Raw genomic sequence first — 16,820 nt, 5'->3', positions numbered from 1 at the left:
CAATTTTCATATTCTTGGTCCTATATAATTTATGTTTTGATAAAGCTGTTTTTCCATTGCAAATTCCTTAATGCCAGAATGTTGTTTTTATTTTATCCTATCTGGAAAAAAGGGGAAATAAAGATATTTTTTAGTTATAGCAGGGGCTATGAATATTGTAACGAATGTTATAACATATGTAACAGGTCTTTATTTATGGAGTGTTTGGAGCAGCGAAATTTAATGTGAAATATAATCAGAAGGTGCGCTGCCAAATTCTTGCTTAAAACATTTGGTGAAATAGGAAGGGTCATTAAAACCAACGCTGTAGCCAACTTCAGAAATGGATATCTTTTTTTCCTTTAGAAGGTTGAGTGCAAGCTTTAATCTCTGTGATTTCAAAAACTCTGATGCAGATTGTCCTGTTAGCGCTTTTAGTTTTCGGTGCAGTTGCATACGGCTCACGGCCATTTCTTTTCCAAAACTTTCAACTGAGAAACTTGGATCGGTAATGTGGATGTCCAAAATTTGTTGAAGCCTATCCAAAAATTTCTCGTCTGCCGAAGAAATGGCAATATCCTTTGACCTTAGTACAACTTCCTGTGCAAAGCGCTGTTGGAGTTTTCGCCGGTTTTCAACAAGATTTTCCACAGTCGCTTTTAATAATTGACTATTGAAGGGTTTGGTAACATAGGCATCTGCACCAATACCCATTCCCTCCAGCTTTGAAGTAATTTGGGTTTTGGCTGTGAGTAGAATAACTGGAATGTGCGATGTAAGTTGTTGCTCTTTTAAATGTTTGGTAAATGTAAAGCCATCTTCTTCGGGCATCATTACATCACTTATAACGATATCTGGTATATATTTAAGGGCCAATTCGAAAGCTTCTTTTCCATTACTGGCGGTAAGTACCGCAAAAGTTGTTTCAAAAATGGAGCTCACATATTCACGAATATCCTTGCTATCATCAATTATTAAAATAACTGGGGCATCTTCTGGTAGGACAATTTCTTTCTTAGTATCGTTAAGAGCGTTGGCAAATGTTTCTGGTCTTTCAGTTTTCTTGCTTTCTGAAAAAACTATAGATTCATCAAAGGCTTCCCTGTATATGGGCAATGTTATTTTAAACTCCGTGGTGCCGCTTTCTTCACTTTTCACTGAGATTGTTCCCTTGTGAATTTCAACCAAATCTTTTGTGAGTGCCAAGCCAATTCCGGTGCCGGGATTTTTGGTGTTGGTTTGGTAAAAGCGTTCAAAAATTTTTTGCTGTTGCGAAGGGGGTATGTAATTGCCGGAATTAATTACTGAAATCTCATATTTATTGCCCACTCTCTTTCCGCCTAACGTTATAAACCCATTCTCAGGGGTATATTTTATGGCATTGCCCAATAGATTATAAAGTATTTTTTCAAGAACATCCTGATCAAACCAATCTGCGTTATCATCGTTGGGTACCTCAACAGCTAGCTTTATGTTTTTTTCATCACAACTAAATGAAAACGCCTGGGCATGCACAATTAAAAAATGGGGAATATTGGCACACTGAATATTCAACTTTAAATTTCCGCTTTCCAGCTTTGCCAACGCCAATAGCTGATCGACCAAATCTTTCAGCCGTTGGGTGTTTCTAAGTGCCGATTTTAAATTTTTTGTTTCCGAAAAGGAAAGCTTTTTTGAAGCAAGTTGGTCCTCAATAGGTCCATTTATCAATGTTAAGGGAGTGCGGAACTCGTGCGAAATATTTGCAAAGAAGGTATTTTTCGCATTATCGAGTTCTTGTAATTTTTTGGCTGTTTTTTTTCGATTTTGCAGTTGGAAAAATAAAAAGAGCCCACCTATAGTCGCTAAAAAAACAATAGCTAAAAGAAGGTTCCGCTGGTTTGTTTTTTGCTGTTTCGTAAGTTCGTTTTGGGTAGTTAGCAGTGCTATTTCCCTATCCCTGGTTTTCGTCTGGTATATTCCTTCAAGCTCCTTGATTCTTTCAGCGCTTTGTGCTTGTTGAATGGAATCGGTTATTTTTTTTGAAATTTGTGAATTATTATATGCGGCTTTGTAATTTCCCTGAAGTGCATACGCTTCAGCAAGAAGAGAATGTGCATTTTGGTTGATCGTCCCATTTTTTATTTCACTATTATAGATAATTGCTTGTTCTAAAAATTCAATGGCTGTTCCGGCTTTTCCTTTTTGAATATTTAACTTTCCAAGTTGCAGTGCAGCTTGTGCAGCTTCCAAATTGTACTCTTTTTTCTTTTGAAACTGAAATGAAACTTGAAAATAGTTCTCTGCTTTTTCAAGGTTTCCGTAGTTAAGGTGTACCAATCCCAAATAATTATTTATTTCGGCGACAGTTCTTTCATCTTTTATTTCTTCAAAGAATAGCAGGGTCTTTGAAAGCAATTCGTCTGCTTTTTTATATTGGCCCTTATGATAGTATACATGGCCCAAAAAGACATTTGTAGTGTTAAAATAGAATGCTCCTGCCCCGGGTATTTTTTCAAATTCGTTATTCGCCTTTAAATAATATTTTTCGGCGGCATCATAATCTTTTAGTTCTAGATAAACGTTTCCCAAACTTTGGTAGGCAGCGGCAATGATGTCTTCGCGTATGGGTTCTTTTTTATGAATGGAATCCACAACAAGCAAATGGGCAATGGAGGCTTCCATTTTGTTCTGGCGAGAATAGGCAATTGCCAAGGCATTATGGGTATCTGCCACTATCAAATTACCTGTATCCTCAATTAATTTCGCAAACTTAAGGGCCTTGTTTCCGGCTTCTATTGAATTTTCAATCTCTCCAATTAAATAATAAGTTCTGCAAAGTCCATTGTACCCTTGTGCCATGCCGCGTAAATACTCTATTTTTTTTGAATCTCTTATTTGTTTTTTAAAGTAAATGAGGGCCGAATCCGGTTTTTGTATTCTTCTGAAATAATGTGCGTAGAGATAATCGGCCTCGATAAGGCTAACCAAATAATTGTGCTGGGTACTGAACTCTCGAAGTTGTTTGATATAAATTAAGGCGCTATCGGGATTTGCGTTGATGGTTTGGGAAACCTTTGATTTGTAATTAGCAAGTATTATAGAGTCGCGCTGCGAAGGTTTTTTTTCGCGCAGTTTATTTTGGCTAAAAGCACTAGTAGCCAATAGCAAAACAAGGAGGCAGAGGAGCGCTCTCATAAAAGTGTAAAAAGTTAGTTTGCGATTTAAATTTACACAAAATACTTCAACCAAAGAGAAACATGGCTGACTAATGTGCTAACTGACAAGTTGTTTTGGGTTAATCGATAATATAATAAACTACACTATTATCCTCTCCTTTAACAACTAAGTTTTTTGGGTTGGCTTCACCCATGGAAGCGGGTGAAGTGCCATAAACAGGAAAACCATTAAGAAGCTCACCATTTTTATCAAAAACATATACCTTTTTTTCTTGGGTTTCTGTTATGGTAATATAACTGTTGCGGTTTATTGAGAAAATTTGAGGCTTGGTATAAAGCCCTAGGGGCAATTCTGCTAGTTTTCCATTAATGCGTAAAAGGTTGTCATCCAATGTTACTTTTGTATTTCCAAGTATGGCAAACCAATAATTATTGCCCACATCCAGTTTTTGGGATGAAACCTTTCCGTCTTGCGAAATGCGCTCTTTGGTATTTTCCTTTGTTATCACTACAAAGGAGTTGTCTTCTTCTGCCACAGGAATTTCAGAAAAATTGAAATTCTTTGAAACCGAAACCCTCGTTTTCCCAACGCGACTTAAAATATTCAGCTTACCATTTTCCTCTGCAACCACTATATAATCTTTATTCCCCATCCGGATATGTACGGGCGATTGCGCAATATTGCTTTTTGCTTTGTTGAAACCAAAACCTTTTACAGTTTTTCCGTATTTGTCATACATCAATACGTCCTTGCCCTGTACAATTACAAAACGATAATTCCGGTTGTTATCGTAATCAAAAACCGAAAGTGGCTGGGTTACCTTGTCTTTAAACTTAATAGGAAATCCTTTTGCGTCCTTCCCATTTCGGTCCAAAATATAAAACGCATCATTAGTAGCAAACGCAATTTGTTTGTCGCCACGGCCGGCAATTTCCACAGTTTCTATTTTTCCTAAAATTGGCGAACCTAATTTTTTGGTCCAAAGAATTTTTCCGCTTTCAGAAATAAAATAAAGCTTATTGGCTATATCCTGTACGAGCACATTGCTACTGCCGTAATTGCCGTCAACCAGTTGTGGGTTAGTTAAAAGTACACTTTCCAGATTTAAGTTGAATTTTTCCGAAACCTTACCCGATACACTTTTTGCTGTGGCGCCCGCCTCTTTGCAGCTCAGTGTTACGTGCGCAAAATTTCTGTCAAAACTGAATTGCAGTGCCGCCAACGGAAATTTATCAAAAGAAATATCTTTGATGCCCGCACTGCTTTTTGAATTGAAAAAACCTGAAATGTCCTCAGAAAATTCGCCCTGCATTTTATAAATTAATAGTGAGGATGCCGTGCTCAAATCTTTTGCAGTGCTTTCAAAATAAGAAGCATTTTTGAGCGTATTATTATTTTGGAAGGAACTTATAAGCTGCTCGGCAGTACTTTCATTTTCTGTAAAAACAAAGAAATTATCGAGCTGAAAAACATAGTTTGCCGTTCCTGAATTTATAAAAGGCGAAAAAGTCTGCTTAAATAATTGTGGCTCACTAAAACTGCTAATCTCAATTTCGCGAAAGATACTTTTTGAAGTTACAAAGCGCGCCAATGCATCGTTCGTTAAAGAGGCATCAATACTTTTAATAAAAATTGCAGTTTCGTCTTTAAGCTGAATACTTCCCACTTCGCTCACCGAACCAAAAATCCCGGTGGTTTTTACGGCTTCTTTTTCACCTCTAAAATTTCGTAATTTCTTTTGAAAAGTTTCGGCATCGTTAAATGTAAAGCTCACCGCGCCCAAGGCATCCGTTGGCACCAATCCCGAAACGTCGTTTTGTTGCGGTACTTGGCCTTCAAAAACGTTCAGCAATTGCGGAATGCTGTCGGTAGCCAGCGTTATTCCGGTTGCAGAAAAAGCTTCTGGCGATATGGCAACGTCAAGCGCACTCCACGAAGTGAAATCTACTTTTGTGGAATCGTTCAGAGTGATTTTATTTCCGCGCACTAACGCTGTAAAGCCGTTGGTTGATGGTAGATTGAAAACTTTCTTGAACGTATCATTGCGTTCGGTATTTCCTTTTAAAATTTCCTGAATAATTTGTTGCGAAGATGAAACCACAAAAACGCTATCTATAATTGCAGAATAGGCAATTTCTTTGTCAATGGTAATACGCTGAAATGAATGTTCATCAAGCTGTAAGGTTTCAATAGTCTTATTTTTTAGTGAATCTATTTGAAAAAGATTTTTCGTTTGTTTCGAAATAAAAGTATATGCCGAAAGGGAGTCATTTAATTTATTGATGCATAAAAGGCTTTGCGAAGCGGGATGTAGATTTTTTAGCAAGGCTTTCTTTTCAGAAAAAAAGGAATAGGGAGCGGTGTTGTCAAATTTGGAAAGTAGGGAATTGGCTTCAATATCTGCCTGCAAGGTTTCAAAATTTGAAATCTTAAAAACCACCAACGCATCTTCGGGAACAAAATCCATTAAAGTACCAGTTTTTGGGGGTGTTTTGTCACAACTTCCAAAAACTCCCAAAAGCATTGGAATAAAAAGTAAAAACGCTAAAAGTTTGCCCAGAATTTTTCCCATAACACAAAAGTAGCAAGGAAATGTGATGGTTTTGTAAATAGTCGAAATAGTTTATTGACGGGTTTTCAACAGTTGCCTTTCGTCTTTGGTTCTTACGTGTAAAAAATGGAGACTGAAAATTTTTGGATTTCATAGAACTGAAAAACTACAGGAAATGATTTTTTCAGTATATTTATAAAAACAAAGCAGCTAGTTATGAATTTGATGGAGGAGAGAAAATGGATACAAAAGGAACTGGAATCGGTAACTGATCCTGCCTTTTTGGAGATTATAAAAAACATGTTGAAATACAGAAAACAGCTTACGGACATGGAGCGAGTGAGCGTAGCGCAATATAATAAGGAAATTGAGGAAGCGGTTGCAGATATTGAAAAAGGTGAGTTTTACACTCAGGAACAAGCCAAAAAAATTGCGCAAGGGTGGTAAAAGTTGTTTGGCGCAAAAAGGCTTTGGCCCAGTTAAAGCAGATTTTTGAATATATCCGAGAACATTCTTTGGAATCTGCCAAAAAAGTAACAAATGATATTCTCGATACCGCGGAAAATTTACCTAGCAATCCCAAAAAATTTCCTGCAGATAAGTATAAATTGAACAATGATGGTTCTTTTCGGGCTTTTGAACTACACAATTATCGCGTTGCATATCAGATTGCTTCCCACGAAATCCGAATTTTAAGAGTTCGGCACGTTCGGATGGAGCCGTTGGAATTTTGATGCTTAATTTAAAATTAGATCCTGATCACATCAATTATTTATAAAAATCAATCGCTATTTGTCCGGGAAACAGTTTAAAGCTTTTTCTGTGGAAAATAGTACTTCCGTGAGCGCAAATGGCTTCCCGATGTTCTTTGGTAGGATAGCCTTTATTCTGTTTCCAATTATAGTGTGGAAATTTTTCGTGAAGCGCGGCCATATATTCGTCTCGATAAGTTTTTGCCAAAATGGAAGCAGCGGCAATGTGAAGGTATTTTCCATCGCCCTTTACAACACATTCAAAAGGAGTTTTCTGAAAAGGTTTAAAACGGTTCCCGTCTACGGCGATAAATTGGGGAGGGCAGGATAGGCCTTTAATGGCACGGTGCATTCCTAAAATGGAGGCGTTCAGAATGTTTATTTTGTCAATCTCATCCATCATCACGTGAACCACATTGAAACAGATGGCTTCGCGCTCGATAATAGCTTTAAGTTCAAGGCGTTTTTTTTCTGAAAGTTGCTTACTGTCATTCAAGAAAGGGTGCTGAAAATCATCCGGAAGAATTACTGCGGCGGCGGTTACGGGCCCTGCAAGACAGCCACGACCCGCCTCATCGGTGCCACATTCCAATAAGTGGGAATTAATTTTAAGTTTCAACATAGAAAATTAAAAATAACTATTTCCGTTTAAAAATTTACCTTTGCGCTGAAAGTTTATATCCGATGAAAAACACATTTTTGCTCTTACTTCTTCTATGTGCCTCGGCAACTGTGTTTTCACAAACTCCAAATGCAACTAAAGAAAAACCGCCAATTGATTACTACAAAATAATTTCAACGGCGCGCGATACAACACATGTTGATACTACACTCTCAATCAAGAAAAAATACAAATTTAATTATTTAAGAAAGGACAATTTTGAACTGCTACAGTTTTCAAACGTAGGGCAAACATATAACTCACTTGCTTACTCTTTTGACAGGCTGAATTTGAAACCGCTTTTTGTGGCTCAGTCGCATCATTTTAATTATAAGGAAATTGAAGATGTGAATTATTTTAATGTACCCACGCCGCTTACCGAACTTTATTTTAAAACTGCCTATGAGCAGGGGCAGCAGCTCGATGCTTTTTTTACGGTGAATACTTCCCCGCAATTCAATTTTTCAATTGGCTATAAAGGGGTTCGTTCACTGGGGAAATACCAACATATTTTAACGAGTACCGGAAATTTTCTTTTCACTGCAAATTACCATACCAAAAGTAAACGCTACGTAGCACTTGCCCACGTTGCAGCACAAGATATTTTGAATGAGGAAAATGGGGGGTTAACCGATAATTCCTTGCTGCTTTTTATAAATGACGATCCCGAATTTCGCGACCGTGGACGGTTGGATGTTAAATTTGAAAATGCCGAAAACAAACTTGAAGGGCTTCGTTTCTACGGCGATCATTATTTCGAATTGTTGAGCCAGCGCGACAGTACGGGCTATTCGGTATTGACAATTGGGAACGTGTTGAGCTATGAGGACAAATTTTTTCGATACAACCAAACCGCGTCATTTGCGGAATTTGGTCCTTCGTATGAGACCGCAGATTTATATACGAAAACGAAACTTGAAGATTTTAACGTAAAGGCGTATGCTGACTTCAACAACTCGCTTATCGGAAAAATTACCGCTTGGGCGGGCTATAACGATTTCAATTATGGGTACAATTCAGTATTGATTTTAGACGAACAGCGCATTCCCAACAGGATTAAAGGAAATATTATTGAAGCTGGTGCGGCGTACGAAAAGGAATACCGAGGATTTAAGCTTCGTGGAAAAGGGGCGATAAATGTGGCAGGCGATTTTGACGGAAACTTTCTGCAAGGAGCCGCTTCGTTTGATTTAAATGAAGATTATAATGCGGAAGCTTCCATAACCGTACATTCGGTGGCGCCCAATTTCAACTTTTTGCTGTACCAAAGTGATTACCAAAATTACAATTGGAAGACCGAGCTGAATAATGTAAAAACCCAGGAACTGAAATTTCAAATAAACACCAAAAAATTTGGAAATGCGTCTGTAAGCTATACGGGAATTGACGATTACGCCTACTTTGGAATCAAGGAAAATGACAGCACACCTTCACCATTGCAGGCTTCTGAACGGGTAGATTATTTAAAGATAAAGGCTGAAAAGGAATTTAAATTTGGGCACTTCGGATTGGAAAATACCGTAATGTACCAGCAAGTTTTAAGTGGCGAAACGGTTTTTAACGTGCCGCAAATTATTACTAGAAACACACTTTATTTTGAGGACCATTGGTTTAAACGCGCTTTGTTTTTGCAGACTGGGGTGGGTTTTAAATATTTCACCAAATACAACATGAATGCTTACGACCCTGTACTCGCGGAGTTTTATGTACAGAACGAGCAGGAATTGGGCGGTTTTCCGTTAGTAGATATTTTCTTTAATGCGAAAATACGGCAGACCCGTATTTATTTTATTTATGAAAACTTCACCTCGATTTTTGGCGGGAAAAGTGAATATTTTGCAGCCCCGGGTTATCCGTATCGTGATAATGTGCTGCGATTTGGGTTGGTTTGGAATTTCTTTTTATAAAAAAACCTATTATTGGAATGTGTTGATTTTTGAAAATTATTTTTTAACTAATTTCTTGATTATAACCTCCGCATTAAAAGTTTTTAATTTTACGAAATAAATCCCTTCGTTTAATTTTTCTATGTTGACTCTATTGATTCCTTCAACATTGCTTTCTTCTAAAATCAATTGGCCTAATTGGTTGTAAAAAATAACAGATGAAATAATTTCTTTTGACTGTATGTTGATTATTCCATTTGTGGGATTGGGATAGAGTAAAATATCAAGGGAAATATTTTCTTGGATACTAAGTGGTCCAATGTTTTCAAACCATGCAATTTTGTCGTCACCATCCGCAGATATAAGTATGTCCATGTCTCCATCATTATTTATATCGCCAATGTTAATAGAAGTCAAAGTATTAATATTTGAAATTGTATTTTCGGGGCCAAAATTTCCTTGTCCATCTGTATTTTCACGCCAAAATAAGAGTTGATTATCATATGATGGGTTTCCAGAGATAATATCTTCATCACCATCATTATCTATATCTGAAAATACTATTGAGAAATAACCGTTATCATAAAGATCTATGGGCTGAGGTTGACTAAAATTTCCAAAGCCATCCAGGTTTATATACCATGCTAAATGCATACCGTTAGAAGCAATAAAATCTATGTCGCCATCTCCCTCTTTATCAGCTGGATATATTCTATAATCATACCAAGTATTGCCCAAATTGTGTTCAATAAAACTTCCGGATCCATTTTCGTTCTCATACCAAGCCAAAGTGCCATTAGATCGACCAATTCCAATAATATCCAAGTCGCCATCTCCATCCAGATCGGCAGGCTGGGCAAAGTAACCGAGACCAATTCCATTTTCAAGAGTATGCTCAGGTCCAAAAGTTCCAGCACCGTCTAAATTTTCATACCATGCTAATTTTGAGGAATAAAATTCCGACGAAACTAGTAGGTCCAAATCTGCATCTCCATCTATGTCTATTGCTGAAAGGGAATTTATTCCTGGAAGATCGGTCGCAATAATTTGTTGAGGATCAAAATTACCTTGACCATCATTGTTTTTAAACCAAGCAAGCTTTCCGGAAGTAAAACTTCCGCCTACAATATCTGGATATCCATCTCCATCAATATCTTCAATACATGCTATACTAGCACCATTTACAGTAGTAGAAATAACCTGCTGCATTCCGAAAGTGCCATTTCCATCAAGATTTTTATACCAAGCTATTTTGCTATCGTTTTGTGAGGTTGAAATTATGTCTAAATCTCCATCAGAATCAATATCGGCAGAACTTGCATAAGAAGCCCCATTTGCGCCTTGAGAATCAGATACCAATAGCTGGGTTCCAAAGTTTCCCAATCCATCTAAATTTTTATACCAAGCTATTTTGTCATCGATGAAAGATGCTGACGTTATATCTAAATCACCGTCTCCATCTAAATCTGTTATATATACAGACTTTCCAGTATTTACATCTGTTGTAATTGTTGTTTGGGAAAAATTGCCATTTGCATCATTTTTATACAAAAAAATAGCTTCAGAAGCTGCTACTGCAATATCATTATCGCCATCCCCATCAATATCTGATGTATAAACGGAGGATGCTCCACTTGTATTTGTTGAAATTATTTGTTGAGCACCAAATAGGCCGTTAAAATTTTCGTACCAAGCAACTCTAGAGTCATTAGATGCTGATATTACATCTAAATCACCATCCCCATCTAAATCGGTTGCAAACGCAGAATTTGCGTTGGTTACGTTTAATGTAATCCATTCACGAACAAAATTATTATTCCCTTCATTTTTGTACCATAAAACAGATGAATAATCTGATACAAGAATGTCATTATCTCCATCTCCATCAATATCGTGAATAGAAACTGATGTAGGTTCATCTGCACCACCAATTGGATTTTGTTCGTCAAATAAACCTTGGCCATCCAAATTTTCAAACCAAGATATTTGGTTATAAGAGGTAGCTATAACGTCTCTGTCGTTATCTCCATCTAAATCAGCAGCAACTACGGATCTAGTTCTAATTGTATTGCCATAGCTACCTAAAGGGAAAATTTGTTGTGGACCGAAAGTACCTAGTCCATCAATATTTTCGTACCAGGCTACCTTATTATCATTATATAAGTAAGAGCTTGAAAGAACATCCATATCTCCATCTCCATCTAAATCGGCTGCAAAAACAGAATTTGCCCCTTCTGCATTGGTAGTAATAACATTTTGAGACCCGAAATTTCCTTGCCCATCCAAATTTTCATACCAAGCTATTTTATTATCCAAAAAAGATGCTGAAATTAAATCCTTATCTCCATCACCATCTATATCAGCTGAATATACATCAGCAGCTCCATTGGTACCATCAGCATTATCAATAATAATATTCTCCTGAAATCCGATTTGCGCATTCGAAACTGTGAATACAAAAATGGAAAACAATACTCCTAACTGTGTTTTCATAAGAGTTGAATTTTAAATTATATGTAAGATAATAATTTTAGTCGTTGTACTTCAATATTAATATAATAAAATTAAATACCCGCCACTTTGGACGGGTTTGATGTTCTGTTTGATCGTGCCCTTCGGCTGCGCTCAGGGTAAACTAAAGGTTAGATCTATTTTTTCTTAGTCCCTTAAAAGTCCTCGAGAAATAACAATCTTCTGAATCTCTGAAGTGCCTTCGTAAATCTGAGTAATTTTTGCATCACGCATCAAGCGTTCCACGTGATATTCCTTAACATAGCCATTTCCGCCGTGAACCTGTACCGCTTCCACGGTTACGTCCATTGCTACTTGGCTGGCGTATAGTTTGGCCATGGCGCCGCTCATATCATAATTATTGCCTTGGTCTTTGTCCCAAGCCGCTTTCATCACTAAATGGCGGGCTGCTTCAATACTGGTATGCATATCTGCAAGCTTGAAGGCGATGGCCTGGTGGTTGCATATTTCGGTGCCAAAAGCTTTGCGCACCTTGGAATATTCACGGGCAAGGTCGTAAGCACCTGCGGCAATTCCCAACGCTTGTGCGGCAATCCCGATACGACCGCCGGAAAGGGTTTTCATAGCAAAGGTAAATCCAAAACCGTCTTCGCCAATTCTGTTTTCCTTTGGAACCTTTACATCATTAAAAATAAGAGAATGTGTATCACTTCCACGGATGCCAAGCTTGTCTTCTTTTGGGCCAATTTCAAAACCTTCCCAGCCTTTTTCAACAATAAAAGCATTGATGCCTTTGTGTTTTTTCTCTTTGTCAGTTTGCGCGATTACCAAATAATAATCTGCAGAGCCGCCATTTGTTATCCAGTTTTTGGTGCCGTTCAATATATAGTGATCACATTTGTCAATCGCAGTGGTTCTTTGTGAAGTGGCATCACTGCCAGCTTCTGGTTCGCTCAAACAGAATGCACCAAGTTTTTCGCCAGTAGCTAGTTTAGTAAGGTATTTTTGTTTTTGTTCTTCATTTCCATAGGCTTGAAGGCCATAGCACACCAATGAATTGTTTACCGAAACGATTACGGAACACGAAGCGTCAATCTTGCTTAATTCTTCCATAACCAAAACATAACTCACGGTATCCATTCCGCCGCCGCCGTATTTTGGGTCCACCATCATTCCCAGAAAACCGAGCTCGCCCATTTTCTTCACTTGTTCGGTCGGGAATTTTTGATGATTGTCGCGTTCTATAACGCCCGGAAGCAATTCGGTACGGGCAAAATCGCGAGCGGCGTCGCGAATCATTAACTGTTCTTCGGATAGATTGAAATCCATAGGCTTTATAAGTAAGAATTGTGTTTTTAAAAGAATGGCAAAGGTACTTATAAAATGCAAATTCCAAAAATGTGAAAATCCCAAATTCCAAAAAACAAATTTTAAATCATTATGGATTGTGTACGTTTGGAATTTGATATTTTCATTTTTGGGATTTATTTGGAATTTGGTGCTTGTAATTTGTAATTTTTAAAATCTTCCGCCCTATCTTTAAAGTTCTTACTTTTTGGAAAGATTGAAAAAAAACAAATACCATATCATTGGGGTTATGAGTGGCACTTCGCTGGACGGGATTGATTTGGCTGAAATTCTTTTTGACTATTCTAATGGAAAGTGGAATTTTAATATCCTTTCCGCCGAGACTGTTCCATATTCTTCATTTTGGAAGGACGAGCTGCGCGAAGCCATAAATTATTCCGAAGAGAAACTTGACCGGCTGGATTTTAAATACACCGAAAAGCTTTCCGAGGAAATTTTAAAATTCATAAGAAAACATAACATTCTTGAAATTGACGCAGTTTGCAGCCACGGCCATACGGTTCTGCACCAGCCCGAAAAGGGTTTTACCTACCAAATAGGCAATCTGCCGCGCATTTCAAAATTACTCGGGCAAACCGTGGTTTGTGATTTTAGGATGCAGGATGTGGAATTGGGCGGACAAGGTGCGCCGTTGGTGCCGATAGGAGATAAGTTGCTTTTTTCCGAATACGATTATTGTTTGAATCTGGGCGGTTTTGCAAATTGTTCCTTTGAAAAAGATGGGCAACGGATGGCTTTTGATATTTGCCCGGTAAATATTGTTTTAAACAAATATGCCGAAAAACTGGGAAAGGATTTTGACGAAGACGGAAAACTGGCCGCTTCCGGGAACTTGGACGAAGGGTTGCTTCAAAAATTGAACGCACTAACTTTTTATACTGAAAAACCCCCAAAATCCTTGGGTTTGGAGTGGGTGAGAGAATACATTTTTCCACTTTTGGAGGCTTCTGAGATTTCTTCCGAAGCTATATTGAGAACCTTTACGGAACACATTGCCGTGCAGCTTGCCAATCACTTTTCAGAAAAAGCCTCCGTATTAATAACTGGGGGCGGGGCTTACAATTCATTTTTGATTGACCGATTGAAAAATATTGCTTCGGTTGAGGTCGTTATTCCTTCAACGGAAATTTTGGAATATAAGGAAGCGCTCATTTTTGGGCTTTTGGGCGTTTTAAAGCTACGCAATGAGGTGAATTGTTTGGCAAGTGTAACGGGGGCTAAAAAAGATCATTCCTCGGGGAAAATATTCAATCCATAAATTTTACCTAAAATAAATATAAACCCCTCACAAGTTTTTTATATTTGTCCTCACACTACTCAGCTTTAGCGAAGAAGTGACTTAACTCTCCACAATTAATGAAGGAATTACTTAAAAAGTACGAAGAAAAAGATCCCGAAATTGTTTTTCACTGGAATGACCCCGAAACCGAGGCCGAAGGCTGGACGGTCATAAACTCCTTGCGCGGCGGTGCCGCGGGGGGTGGGACTAGGATGCGAAAAGGCCTCGATGCCAACGAAGTGCTCTCACTTGCAAAAACAATGGAAGTAAAATTTACCGTGGCCGGACCAGCAATCGGCGGAGCCAAAAGCGGTATTAACTTTGATCCTTCCGATCCGCGTAAAAAAGGTGTTTTGGAACGCTGGTTTAAAGCTGTTTCACCTTTGTTAAAAGCGTATTATGGAACAGGGGGCGATCTAAACGTTGATGAAATTCACGAAGTAATACCTATGACCGAACAAAGCGCTGTTTGGCATCCACAAGAGGGAGTTTTCAATGGTCATTTTTCGCCTACAGAAGCAGATAAGATTAATAGAATCGGTCAATTGCGTCAGGGAGTCATAAAAGTTTTGGAGAACGTAAATTTCTCCCCAGATGTTTCCAGAAAATATACCGTGGCCGATATGATTACGGGTTATGGCGTTGCCGAAGCTGTACACCATTATTACGATATTTATGGTGGAAGTGTTAAAGGAAAGCGTGCCGTAATTCAAGGTTTTGGAAATGTTGGCGCTGCTGCGGCTTATTATCTTTCGCAGATGGGAGCCAAAATTGTAGGTATTATTGACCGTGATGGAGGAGTCATCAACAAGGACGGTTTTTCATTTGAAGAAATCAAACAACTTTTTCTAAAGAAAAATGGTAATACATTGGTTGCTGAAAACATGATTCCTTTTGAAGAAATAAACGAGAAAATCTGGAAGCTGGAGACAGAGATTTTTGCACCCTGTGCGGCCTCGCGATTGATAACGAAAGAGCAGATTTCCCAAATGATTGAAACCGGACTTGAAGTTATAAGCTGTGGTGCGAATGTACCGTTTGCCGATAAAGAAATTTTCTTCGGCCCCATAATGGAATTTACCGATGAGCGCGTAAGCTTAATTCCAGATTTTATAAGTAACTGCGGAATGGCTCGTGTATTTGCATATTTTATGGAGCGAAAAGTACAAATGACTGATGAAGCTATCTTTAACGATACTTCAATTACCATCAAAAACGCGATACAAAATACTTTTGATAACAACAGTACCAAAACAAACATTAGCAAAACCGCTTTTGAAATAGCGTTAAAGCAATTGTTATAATTTTCAATAATCAGCATTCATTATGGAATCAATTATCATTTTAATTTTTGTAATCGGATACCTTTCTATAACCTTAGAACATCCATTAAAACTTGACAAAACGGTACCAGCGCTTATAATGGCTTCTCTTATTTGGGCCGTTTTGGCAATTGGTTTTACCAGTGGATGGTTTGATGTTATAAATACAGAAGAGCAGGCTTTCAGTTTTCTTTCCGGGGGTGAGCATGCCATGGAAGGCTTTGAAGGAACCCTCCTTCACCACTTAGGAAAAACAGCAGAGATACTCATTTTCCTTATTGGGGCTATGACGATTGTTGAAATTATTGACCTCCACCGCGGTTTTGAAGTTTTGAAAAGCGCCGTAAAAACAAAAAGCAAACGAAAGCTATTATGGATTATAGGGATATTGGCATTTTTTCTTTCCGCTATTATAGATAACCTTACCGCAACTATTGTACTGATTACCTTATTGAGAAAATTAATCCATAAGAGAGAAGACAGACTTTGGTATGCGGCTATGGTGGTTATAGCTGCTAACGCAGGTGGAGCGTGGTCTCCAATAGGTGATGTAACTACAACCATGCTGTGGATTGCCAAAAAAGTATCTGCAGCGGGTCTAATAGAATATGTGGTTATACCTTCTATAGTGTGTTTTGCCCTGCCATTCGTAATAGCAAGCTATATGCCGGCATTCCGTGGAAATATAGACGTTGATGCCCGTGAAGACAAAGCAGAGGAGGCTCTTTTAAGCAGTAAAACCATGCTTTTACTAGGTTTGGGAATGATTGTTTCCGTGCCTATCTTTAAAACATTGACACATTTGCCGCCTTATATGGGCATGATGCTTGCTTTGGGCGTGGTTTGGCTCGTTTCAGAATATATTCACCCCGAAGAAGATTTCAGCAAAGAAAGAAGACATTTGTATTCAGCACATAAAGCCTTGTCGCGTATTGAAATTTCAAGCATTCTTTTTTTCCTTGGAATTTTAATGGCAGTGGCAGGACTAGAAAGCTTGGTATATGGCGTTGTTAATGGAGAAGAAGTAGGAACGCTCCGCTATCTTGCAGAAGTGCTGCAAAGCGCTATTCCAAATCAGGATGTAGTGGTTATACTACTAGGTATCTTGTCTGCAATTATTGATAACGTTCCGCTTGTTGCTGCTTCCATGGGAATGTATGATTTACCTATGGATTCCGTCTTGTGGCATTTTATAGCCTATTCTGCCGGTACGGGAGGAAGTATGCTCATCATTGGTTCTGCAGCGGGTGTTGCTGCAATGGGAATGGAGCGCATAGACTTTATCTGGTATCTTAAAAAGATTACTTGGCTTGCGTTTATTGGTTTTATAGCGGGGGCCGGAGTATTTCTTTTGATTGAAAGAGTGCTATTTCACAATGCATAACAATTTC

At 38.3% G+C, this 16,820-nt stretch carries 11 protein-coding genes; 6 read left to right on the top strand and 5 right to left on the bottom strand.

Going from position 1 to position 16,820, the window contains the following annotated elements; translation table 11 throughout:
* Positions 1 to 219 precede the first annotated feature (219 nt).
* On the bottom strand, positions 220 to 3,156 hold the full coding sequence (locus tag JK629_RS02775) for a hybrid sensor histidine kinase/response regulator transcription factor (protein WP_202337114.1): 2,937 nt from the start codon (positions 3,154 to 3,156) through the stop codon (positions 220 to 222).
* Between the two features lie 100 nt (positions 3,157 to 3,256).
* A complete protein-coding gene (locus JK629_RS02770) occupies positions 3,257 to 5,710 on the bottom strand; it encodes a hypothetical protein (RefSeq protein WP_202337113.1) in 2,454 nt (817 codons plus the stop codon).
* Positions 5,711 to 5,905: 195 nt separating this feature from the next.
* Here JK629_RS02770 and JK629_RS02765 point away from each other — a divergent pair, with 195 nt between their 5' ends.
* Both JK629_RS02765 and JK629_RS02760 read left to right on the top strand, forming a co-directional pair.
* Positions 5,906 to 6,136, top strand: a complete 231-nt coding sequence (locus JK629_RS02765) for a hypothetical protein (RefSeq protein ID WP_202337112.1) — start codon at positions 5,906 to 5,908, stop codon at positions 6,134 to 6,136.
* A complete protein-coding gene (locus tag JK629_RS02760) occupies positions 6,130 to 6,423 on the top strand; it encodes a type II toxin-antitoxin system RelE/ParE family toxin (protein ID WP_202337111.1) in 294 nt (97 codons plus the stop codon). Before JK629_RS02765 ends, JK629_RS02760 begins: the two co-directional genes overlap by 7 nt.
* Before the next feature lie 34 nt (positions 6,424 to 6,457).
* Here the strand turns inward: JK629_RS02760 and JK629_RS02755 are convergent, their stop codons facing one another.
* Positions 6,458 to 7,063 carry a ribonuclease HII gene (locus JK629_RS02755; protein ID WP_202337110.1) on the bottom strand — a complete coding sequence of 202 codons (606 nt, stop codon included), beginning with the start codon at positions 7,061 to 7,063 and terminating at the stop codon, positions 6,458 to 6,460.
* A gap of 62 nt (positions 7,064 to 7,125) precedes the next feature.
* Between JK629_RS02755 and JK629_RS02750 the strand changes: the two genes are divergently transcribed.
* Positions 7,126 to 9,009 (top strand): putative porin, encoded by a 1,884-nt coding sequence (locus JK629_RS02750; RefSeq protein WP_202337109.1) that lies wholly within the window; start codon positions 7,126 to 7,128, stop codon positions 9,007 to 9,009.
* A 36-nt stretch (positions 9,010 to 9,045) separates the two neighbouring features.
* Here JK629_RS02750 and JK629_RS02745 read toward each other — a convergent pair whose 3' ends face one another.
* Together JK629_RS02745 and JK629_RS02740 are read right to left on the bottom strand one after the other, a co-directional pair.
* A complete protein-coding gene (locus tag JK629_RS02745) occupies positions 9,046 to 11,481 on the bottom strand; it encodes a T9SS type A sorting domain-containing protein (RefSeq protein ID WP_202337108.1) in 2,436 nt (811 codons plus the stop codon).
* Positions 11,482 to 11,646: 165 nt separating this feature from the next.
* Complete coding sequence (locus JK629_RS02740) at positions 11,647 to 12,789, bottom strand: acyl-CoA dehydrogenase (protein ID WP_202337107.1); 1,143 nt, start codon at positions 12,787 to 12,789, stop codon at positions 11,647 to 11,649.
* 235 nt (positions 12,790 to 13,024) lie between these two features.
* Between JK629_RS02740 and JK629_RS02735 the strand changes: the two genes are divergently transcribed.
* The 3 genes from JK629_RS02735 to nhaD all read left to right on the top strand — a co-directional run bounded on the left by JK629_RS02735 (position 13,025) and on the right by nhaD (position 16,813).
* Positions 13,025 to 14,086 carry an anhydro-N-acetylmuramic acid kinase gene (locus JK629_RS02735; protein ID WP_202337106.1) on the top strand — a complete coding sequence of 354 codons (1,062 nt, stop codon included), beginning with the start codon at positions 13,025 to 13,027 and terminating at the stop codon, positions 14,084 to 14,086.
* 98 nt (positions 14,087 to 14,184) lie between these two features.
* Entirely contained in the window at positions 14,185 to 15,411 is a 1,227-nt protein-coding gene (locus tag JK629_RS02730) for a Glu/Leu/Phe/Val dehydrogenase dimerization domain-containing protein (protein WP_202337105.1), read from the top strand.
* 22 nt (positions 15,412 to 15,433) lie between these two features.
* Positions 15,434 to 16,813 carry a sodium:proton antiporter NhaD gene (nhaD, locus tag JK629_RS02725; protein WP_202337104.1) on the top strand — a complete coding sequence of 460 codons (1,380 nt, stop codon included), beginning with the start codon at positions 15,434 to 15,436 and terminating at the stop codon, positions 16,811 to 16,813.
* Positions 16,814 to 16,820: the final 7 nt, after the last annotated feature.

This window comes from Aequorivita iocasae (assembly GCF_016757735.1).
Classification (GTDB): domain Bacteria; phylum Bacteroidota; class Bacteroidia; order Flavobacteriales; family Flavobacteriaceae; genus Aequorivita; species Aequorivita iocasae.
The sequence above is the reverse complement of the archived record's forward strand: the minus strand, read 5'-3'. Positions and strand labels throughout refer to the sequence as shown.